Origin of the sequence: Microcoleus sp. Pol12A5 (genome assembly GCF_036701435.1) — a bacterium.
In the GTDB taxonomy this organism is placed as follows: domain Bacteria; phylum Cyanobacteriota; class Cyanobacteriia; order Cyanobacteriales; family Microcoleaceae; genus Microcoleus.
Genome location: NZ_JAUBQU010000173.1, coordinates 1 through 8,915, shown reverse-complemented (window position 1 = coordinate 8,915; position 8,915 = coordinate 1). Strand labels below are relative to the sequence as shown.

At 47.8% G+C, this 8,915-nt stretch carries 6 protein-coding genes; all 6 read left to right on the top strand.

Going from position 1 to position 8,915, the window contains the following annotated elements; translation table 11 throughout:
* The first annotated feature begins 171 nt into the window (after nucleotides 1-171).
* Entirely contained in the window at nucleotides 172-1,239 is a 1,068-nt protein-coding gene (locus tag QUA45_RS26410; RefSeq protein ID WP_333222732.1) for an ABC transporter substrate-binding protein, read from the top strand.
* 108 nt (nucleotides 1,240-1,347) lie between these two features.
* Complete coding sequence (locus QUA45_RS26405; protein ID WP_333222730.1) at nucleotides 1,348-2,199, top strand: ABC transporter permease; 852 nt, start codon at nucleotides 1,348-1,350, stop codon at nucleotides 2,197-2,199.
* A gap of 59 nt (nucleotides 2,200-2,258) precedes the next feature.
* Nucleotides 2,259-3,035, top strand: a complete 777-nt coding sequence (locus QUA45_RS26400) for an ABC transporter ATP-binding protein (RefSeq protein ID WP_333041363.1) — start codon at nucleotides 2,259-2,261, stop codon at nucleotides 3,033-3,035.
* A gap of 295 nt (nucleotides 3,036-3,330) precedes the next feature.
* Entirely contained in the window at nucleotides 3,331-4,059 is a 729-nt protein-coding gene (locus QUA45_RS26395) for an urea amidolyase associated protein UAAP1 (RefSeq protein ID WP_333222728.1), read from the top strand.
* A gap of 77 nt (nucleotides 4,060-4,136) precedes the next feature.
* On the top strand, nucleotides 4,137-4,778 hold the full coding sequence (locus QUA45_RS26390; RefSeq protein WP_333222726.1) for an urea amidolyase associated protein UAAP2: 642 nt from the start codon (nucleotides 4,137-4,139) through the stop codon (nucleotides 4,776-4,778).
* Between the two features lie 362 nt (nucleotides 4,779-5,140).
* Nucleotides 5,141-8,758 carry an urea carboxylase gene (uca, locus tag QUA45_RS26385; RefSeq protein WP_333222724.1) on the top strand — a complete coding sequence of 1,206 codons (3,618 nt, stop codon included), beginning with the start codon at nucleotides 5,141-5,143 and terminating at the stop codon, nucleotides 8,756-8,758.
* The last annotated feature ends 157 nt before the right edge of the window (nucleotides 8,759-8,915 follow it).

Sequence of the window (8,915 nt, the reverse complement as noted above, 5' to 3'; positions counted from 1 at the left end):
ACACGGCGGGATAAAAGCCCGGGAGAAACGCGATCGGTCATCAAGACTCGGTTCGTTAGCTCTCGGGCTTTATCCTTGTATATCAAGGGGGTTTGCGGCAGCTAAGGAAGCCAAAGAAGGTGCAAAAGCTCGATCGACATATTCACCTCTAACCAGCAACCAGAATATGCTATGAATATCCGATATTGCTCCCCAAAAATAACGCGATCGCCCTTGTCCTACTGCGCCCTATTTTTCATCACCTTGTTTTTCGCTGTCGGCTGCGTCAACCCGGCAATTTATATCAAAACCACGACAGAAACAGAAGCAGCTTCTTCAGTAAGTGCTAACGCAGTTCGCCTCGGATTCAGCGCGTGGCCCGGCTGGTTTCCTTGGCAAATTGCCAAAGAGCAAAAGATATTTGAAGCTAACAATATTGCTGTAGACTTAAAATGGTTTGACGGCTACTTAGAATCCATCAGCACCCTCACAGCAGGACAGATAGATGCTAACAGCCAAACCCTCGGCGATACTGTAAACTCTATATCCGGCGGTGCAGACCAAGTAATTGTTTTAGTCAACGACAACTCGACGGGAAATGACAAAGTGATTGTCGCCGAAGGCATCAATTCCGTTGCCGACTTGAAAGGTAAAAAAGTTGCAGCAGAGGAAGGTACAGTCGATCACTTTCTATTGCTGTTAGGGCTGAGAAAAGCAGGTTTATCAGTGCAAGATATTCAATTTGTACCGCTGGAAACCGGCAAAGCTGCGGCGGCTTTCGTCGGAGGTCAAGTCGATGCGGTGGCAGTATTTGCGCCATTTACCACGCAGGCCTTAAAACGATCGAACAGCAAGGAACTGTTTAGTTCAAAAGATTTTCCGGGGGCGATTTCCGACCATTTGGTATTCACCAGAAAGTTTATGGGCGAACACCCCGATCGAGTGCAAGCCCTGGTCAATTCATGGTTTGCAACATTGGAATACATGAAATCAAATAAAGAGAAATCTTACGAGATTCTAGCCAACCGCGCCGGAGTTAGCGTCGAGGAATACAAAGAATATGAAAACGGCACTAAGATATTTACGGTTGAGGAAAACTTGAAAGCCTTTCAACCGGGAAATGACATGACATCATTGCAGTTTGCGGCGGCAGAAATGACCAAATTTCTCGTCGATGTAAATTTAGCAAAAACCCAACCCGATATCAGTACATTATTTGACGATCGCTTTATCAAAGCTTATGCGGAAGGTAAAAGCTAAAAGGCAGACTTTACGATTTTGCAGACACAAAAAACTTTCAATAATATTCTTTTTGAAAAACCCAAAAAGCTACTAGAATTACTCGCTCAACTGTTCTGCAATTAAATCATGCCACCAAATCCCGAACCCCGATCGATCCAATCCCACCTCAAGCAAAAAAGCCTAAATCCCACCGTTTTCTGGCGGATTGCGGAAGAGATACCACAACCCCTCAATATTGGGTTAACGGTAACATCGATCGCACTCCCGCTGCTGCTGTGGTGGCTAGTAACAACCTTCGCCAACGTAGACCCCAAATTTTTGCCTTCCCCCGGCAAAGTTTTAGAGGCATTTGGTCGGCTGTGGAACACTCGCGAACTTTTAAAAGACACAGTAGCGAGTTTGTGGCGGGTGGGAGTGGGCTTTCTGTTCGCCTTGGTTTTTTCCATACCAATTGGCGTGCTGATGGGCAGTTTTGCCAGTATTCGCGCTTTGCTGGAACCCATGTTCGGCTTGATGCGATATATGCCTGCACCAGCATTCATTCCCCTGCTAATTCTCTACTTGGGAATCGGCGAAGAACCCAAAATTACCCTGATATTTATCGGCGTCTTTTTCTTCAATTCGCTGATGGTGATGGATACAGTCAAGTTTGTTCCCAAAGACTTGATAGAATCTACTTATATGTTGGGCGGGAATCGCTGGGAAATCCTCACTCAAGTTATTTTTCCCCACGTTTTGCCGGGAATTCTTGATGCTAGCCGCATCAACCTAGCTGCGGCTTGGCAATTGGTAATCGTCTCGGAATTGATTGCGGCAACCGAAGGCTTAGGCCGCCGGATCAGCGTCGCAGGTCGATTTCTCCGAACCGATGAAATTTTTGTGGGGCTGATTGTCATTGGGGCGATCGGACTGACTTTTGACTTGCTTTTTCAATATCTGCTGCGGGTTTCTTGTAAATGGTCAAGTCAGAAACAGTAAGCAGATGTTAAAAAGCAGAATGGTGTCATTTTTTTACTTACAATACAGAGGATAAACTCATGTTTCTGCAAATCAACAATCTGCACAAAAACTTTGAAACGAAAAAGGGTAAATTAGTTGTCCTCAAGGACATCAATATGAGCATCAAGCAAGGCGAATTTATCTGCGCGGTAGGCGCATCCGGTTCGGGCAAATCTACTCTGTTGAGGCAGATTGCGGGATTGGACAAGCCGACAACAGGGGAAGTGAAAATCGATGGCAAAGAAGTTGTTTCGCCTGGGCCGGATCGAGGTATGGTATTTCAGCATTACACTCTTTATCCTTGGATGAACGTGCAGGAAAATGCCGAGTTTGGCCTCAAACTTCAAGGCGTTTCCAAGAAAAAGCGGCGCGAACAAGCGAGCTATTATTTGAATGTGGTAGGATTGACGCAGTTTGCTTCGTCGCTACCGAAGGAATTGTCGGGCGGGATGAAACAGCGGGTGGCGATCGCCCGCGCCCTCGCTTCTGAACCTAAAGTGTTATTAATGGATGAACCTTTCGGCGCCTTGGATATCCACACTAAAGAATCGATGCACGAATTCATGCTCGATTTGTGGCGCCGCACTCAGATTACAATCTTTATGATTACCCACGATGTCGAAGAAGCGGTGTTTCTTTCCAATCGGATTTATGCTTTGGGCGCTCGTCCCGGTACAGTGAGAAAGGAAATGTCGATTAATTTGCCCGATCGCACTCCCAGCGTTAAACGCCACGCCAAATTCCACGATTACCGCGACGAACTAATGGATTTGATGCGGAAACACGGACAGGAAGCAGTTGCAATGGCTGCTTAAATAAAAATAGGTTTGTAGTTGCACTTTTTGCGCCGGCGCCAAGAGTTTAACTGCCAATCTAAGTAAGTGGAAACTTAACATCTTGCACCATTGTCAATTACCTATTTAGGAACGGGCAAGATGCCCGTTCCACAAAACTCAATTTTATTGTGGAACGGGCATCTTGCCCGTTCTTAAGAATGGTGCAAGATATCAGTGGAAATAAATATTACTTTGGGAGAGGACGGGTTTGGCCACTACAGAATACTATTGTTGGTTTCGCTGACCCCCCCAAATACATCAAGAGGAACTTATAGTGCAACTATCATCGATCGACCCAAACTCACAAATCGATTCTGACCTCGTATTAATCGAAGAAACCGTACCGGGCGGCGCGTACTGGTCGGGAGTCATCAAGCGGGGAAACACCCTGCGAATCACCGATTTAGAAGGCTCTCGCGGCGTTTCCATGCTGTGCTACAACGCCGACAATGCGATCGAACGTTTCAACGCAGCAGACACCGCCAAAATTCAATTCAACGCCTTTCTCAAACAAGGCATGGTGATCTACACAGACATGGGACGCATCCTATTTTCCATCACCCAAGACACCTCCGGCTGTCACGATTTGCTAGGAGGATGCAGCAACGCCATTAGCAATGCCAAAAAATACGGCGAAGGAGACTGGAAAAACTCCCGCGACAACTTCCTAAAAGCCCTAAGTCGGTGGGGATTGGGCAAAAAAGACATCATGCCCAACCTCAACTTATTTACTCGCATTGCCGTCAAACCCGATGGCACGATGGAGTTTCGCAAAGGCTGCGAGAAACCGGGTAGTTTTATCGATTTGCGAGCCGAAATGAACGTATTGACCATTATCTCTAACTGCCCCCACATCCTGCATCCGGGTTCAACTTACGATCCAAAACCCATCCAAATTCAGATTGTGAAAACCCCCGCACCCGCACCAGACGACTTGTGCCGCACCGCCAACCCGGAAGCCGTGCGCGGCTTCATCAACACCGATGCTTTGTTCGTGCAATAGACCGGATTACACAACTCAACTTTGTCCGCATCAATCTGCGGTGAAAAACTCTGCACTTCCATCATAAAAAGTGAACCATGATTGCAACTACCCAACAAATCCTCGATCCAAAAACTGCAATTTATAACGAAGTCTTACCAGCCAGACATCCCTGGTCTCGTGTCATCAAAAAAGGACAGATTCTTCGTATTGTAGATTTAGGCGGAAATCAAGCAGTAGATTTTTTAGTTTACAATGCCGATGACCCTTCCGAACGCTACAGCGCCCCCGATACGATCGTCAATCAAGGCAACATCTTTGTCACTACAAACAGCCAACTCATTTCCAACGAAGGGCGAGCCATGATGACCATAATTGCTGACTCCTGCGGACGGCACGATACCTCCGGCGGCGCCTGTAGCTGCGAGAGCAATTCGGTGCGGTTTGGACTAGATAAAAAATACCAGCACGCCTGTGTTGAAAATTTTCTCGCCGCAATTCTTCCCTACGGTTTGGGTAAGCGAGATTTAGTCAGCAATATCAACTTTTTTATGAATGTTCCGGTTAGCGAAGATGGCACGCTTGAAATTGTTGACGGCATCTCCGATCCGGGAAGTACAGTTGATTTGCGAGCCGAAATGAATGCGCTGGTTGCTATTTCTAATTGCCCGCAAATGAACAATCCTTGCAATGCTTACAATCCTACGCCGATTCAGTTGATTGTTTGGGATGCGGTGTAAATGTAGGGTTGGCACTGTCTCCGCAATCTTTTTAGGGGCGGGCTAGAAGCCCACCCCACAAGAAAATTTACTCTTTGTGGAACAGGCATCTTGCCTGTTCTTCAGGATAGTTTTAGGGGCTTAGGGGCGGGCTAGAAGCCCACCCCACAAGAAAAGTCACTCTTTGTGGAACAGGCATCTTGCCTGTTCTTCAGGATAGTTTTAGGGGCGCATTTTTTTTAGGGGCGGGCTAGAAGCCCACCCCACAAGAAAAGTCACTCTTTGTGGAACAGGCATCTTGCCTGTTCTTCAAGATAGTACAAGATGTAAAGAGACACCCATTACCAATTACCATTAACAATTATCAATTACCAATTACCTAAATGTTTAACAAAGTTTTAATTGCAAATCGCGGTGAAATTGCCTGTCGAATTATCCGCACGCTCGATCGCCTCGGAATTGCTTCGGTAGCAGTATATTCTGAAGCCGACGCCCGCGCCAAGCACGTTTTCGCCGCCAGCGAAGCCGTTTGTATCGGTGCAGCCGCCGCAGCCGAGAGTTATTTGCGGTTCGATCGCATTCTCGAAGTTGCGCGCCAAACTAAAGCTCAAGCTATCCATCCGGGTTACGGCTTTTTGAGCGAAAATGCTGAATTTGCCGAAGCTTGTGCAAGGGAAAATATTGCATTTATCGGCCCGACTCCGAGTCAGTTGCGCTGCTTTGGATTGAAGCACACCGCGCGGGAAATAGCCGCTGCAAATCAAGTGCCGCTAACTCCCGGAAGCGAACTTTTAGCAAGTTTAGAGGATGCCCAAAAAGCGGCTGGGGCGATCGGCTATCCGGTGATGCTCAAAAGTACCGCAGGCGGCGGTGGCATTGGTTTGCAGGCTTGTTTTGGCGATCGAGATTTGGCAGAAGCCTTTGAAAAAGTACAGCGTTTGAGTCAAAGCAATTTTAAACAAAGCGGCGTTTTTTTAGAGAAATACATTCAAACAGCCAGGCACATAGAAGTCCAAATCTTTGGAGATGGCAAAGGAAATGTCATAGCCTTGGGCGAGCGAGATTGTTCGGTGCAGCGGCGCAATCAAAAAGTAATTGAAGAAACCCCTGCCCCTGCTATTACCGACGAACAGCGAAATCAGTTGTACGGTGCAGCCGTGCGGTTGGGAAAAGCCGTAAATTACCAGTCAGCCGGTACTGTTGAATTTGTATTTGATGTCGATGCGAAACAGTTTTATTTTTTGGAAGTCAACACGCGCTTGCAAGTCGAACACGGCGTTACTGAAGCTGTCAACAACATCGACCTCGTTGAGTGGATGGTAAAACAGGCTTCGGGAGATTTGTTTCCCCTGGAAGAGTACCGCTATCGGCCGCAGGGACACTCAATTGAGGTGCGAATTTATGCCGAAGATGCCGGCAAGAATTTTCAGCCGAGTTCCGGGTTGCTGAATCAAGTTGCGTTTCCCGAAAACGTCCGCTGCGACAGTTGGATAGAAACCGGCACGGAGGTTACTCCTTTTTACGATCCGCTGCTAGCCAAAGTAATCGTTTGCGGCGATAATCGAACCCAGGCGATCGTAAAACTCAAAGCTGCTTTAGATGCCAGTGAAATAGCGGGAATTGAAACTAATTTAGATTACCTGCGCCAGATTTTGGACGATTCCCGATTCAACCGGGGCGAACTGAGCACGCGCTTTTTAAACTCTTTTGAATACGCACCTTTAACGATCGATGTATTGGATGGGGGAACCTACAGCAGCATTCAAGATTATCCGGGGCGGATTGGCTATTGGGATGTTGGCGTGCCGCCTTCTGGGCCGATGGATCATCTGGCATTTCGATCGGCAAATCGTTTAGTAGGAAATCCCGAATCGACAGCAGGATTGGAATTCACAGCGACAGGCCCAACTCTGCGCTTTAATGCCGATACAGTTATTAGTTTGACTGGTGCAACTATGAAGGGAACGCTAAACGGCGAATCGGTGCCGTTTTGGACAGCAATTCCCGTAAAAGCTGGCAGCATTCTCAAGTTAAAAGCCATTCAAGGCGGCGGCTACCGCACTTATTTAGCAGTCAAACACGGCTTTAATGTCCCCGATTATTTGGGCAGCAAATCAACTTTTGTACTGGGCAAATTTGGCGGACACGCGGGCCGCACGCTGCGTCCGGGAGATGTGCTTAAACTGCTTCAAACTGCGACTCTGGAAGCGGAAATATCTTTGCCTCCGGAACTAATTCCCACCTACACCAATAATTGGGAAATCGGCGTTTTGTACGGGCCTCACGGCGCGCCGGATTTCTTTACTGAGTCAGACATCGAAATGTTTTTCTCCACAGAATGGCAGGTGCATTACAACTCGACGCGGACGGGCATTCGGCTGATCGGCCCGAAGCCCACCTGGGCGCGTCAAGACGGAGGAGAAGCGGGTTTGCACCCGTCTAACATTCACGATAATGCTTACGCGATCGGCACGATCGATTTTACGGGCGATATGCCTGTAATTCTCGGTCTTGACGGCCCGAGTTTGGGAGGTTTTGTGTGTCCTGCTACTATTGTGCAGTCGGAATTGTGGAAAATCGGGCAACTGAAACCGGGGGACAGCATTCGCTTTCACTGTTTGAGTTTTGCTGAAGCTTTGCAGCGGGAATTAGCACAAAATAGGCAAATTGCTACTTTTTGCTTGCCTGTTTTTGGGGAAAATACGGAGGAATTGCCAGCAGTTCCCGCCTCTCCAATTTTGCTCGAAATTCCCGAATCTCCGGGACAGGTTGCTGTTACTTACCGTCAAGCTGGGGATAAATATATTCTAGTGGAATACGGCCCGTTGGTGCTGGATTTAAATTTGCGTTTTCGGGCGCACGCATTGATGGAACAGTTAAAAGCAAATCCGTTGCCTGGTGTTATCGAATTAGTGCCGGGAATGCGATCGCTCCAAATTCACTTTGAGGGCCGCCAGATTTCGCAACAGCAGCTAATGCAGGCGCTGATTGCTGCGGAGGCGGAACTTCCGGCGATCGAGGATTTGGAAGTGCCGGCGCGAATTGTGCACTTGCCTTTATCTTGGGAAGATGAATCGACGCTGTTGGCCATTGAAAAATATATGCAGTCTGTGCGATCGGATGCACCGTGGTGTCCCAGCAATATTGAGTTTATTCGCCGCATAAACGGGCTTGACAGCATCGAACAAGTCAGAGAAATTGTATTTAATGCTAGCTATTTAGTGATGGGTTTGGGAGACGTTTATTTAGGCGCGCCTGTCGCAACTCCCCTAGATCCGCGCCACCGTTTGGTTACTACTAAATACAATCCCGCCCGCACTTGGACTCCTGAAAATGCAGTGGGCATTGGCGGCGCGTATTTGTGCGTTTACGGGATGGAAGGGCCCGGAGGTTATCAATTTGTCGGCCGCACGGTGCAAATGTGGAATCGGTTCAAACAAACGGCGGATTTCCAGTCTGGTAAACCTTGGCTTTTGCGCTTTTTTGACCAAATCCGATTTTATCCGGTTTCTCATGAGGAATTGCACCGCTGTCGGGAAGAATTTATCGAAGGGAAGTTTAAATTAAAGGTTGAGGAAATCACTTTTAATTTGAGAGAATACAATGAGTTTTTGCATTCTATTGCGGGGAGTGCTGCTGAATTTAAAGCGCAGCAGCAAGCCGCATTTAATGCAGAGCGCGATCGCTGGGCCGCATCCGGGGAATTTGACGCTGAAGCGGCCGCAGAATCCTCGGCGGATGTGGTTTCTGACACGGCGGCGGAGGTTACTTTGCCGATCGGCTGTGAGGCAGTGGTCGCTCACGTTTCGGCTAATGTTTGGCAGGTGCTGGTTAATGTGGGAGATGCGGTTGCTGAGGGCGATCGCCTGTTAATTTTGGAAGCGATGAAAATGGAAATTGCTATTACTGCTGATGTTGCGGGCACTGTTGCCGAGTTGTTTTGTGAAAAGGGGCAAACAGTGACAGCCGGACAAGTTCTAGCGGCTGTTCAACCGAATTAATCCCTCTGTTGTCAGTTCGAGGACAGGGGGAAGCTAGGCAGCAACCAAATCTGTAACTACTCTCTGGGTTAGCCACTGCATAAGTAGGTGGACAGGAAAAAAATAAACTATGTAACGCTAAGTCTTGAGCTAGCTAGACTTAAACTTGAAACGCTTT

What these genes read in the sequence shown, in the direction of transcription:
- QUA45_RS26410 (WP_333222732.1), top strand. Translation starts at nt 172, where the DNA reads ATGAATATCCGATATTGCTCCCCAAAAATAACGCGATCGCCCTTGTCC.
- QUA45_RS26405 (WP_333222730.1), top strand. Translation starts at nt 1,348, where the DNA reads ATGCCACCAAATCCCGAACCCCGATCGATCCAATCCCACCTCAAGCAA.
- QUA45_RS26400 (WP_333041363.1), top strand. Translation starts at nt 2,259, where the DNA reads ATGTTTCTGCAAATCAACAATCTGCACAAAAACTTTGAAACGAAAAAG.
- QUA45_RS26390 (WP_333222726.1), top strand. Translation starts at nt 4,137, where the DNA reads ATGATTGCAACTACCCAACAAATCCTCGATCCAAAAACTGCAATTTAT.
- uca (WP_333222724.1), top strand. Translation starts at nt 5,141, where the DNA reads ATGTTTAACAAAGTTTTAATTGCAAATCGCGGTGAAATTGCCTGTCGA.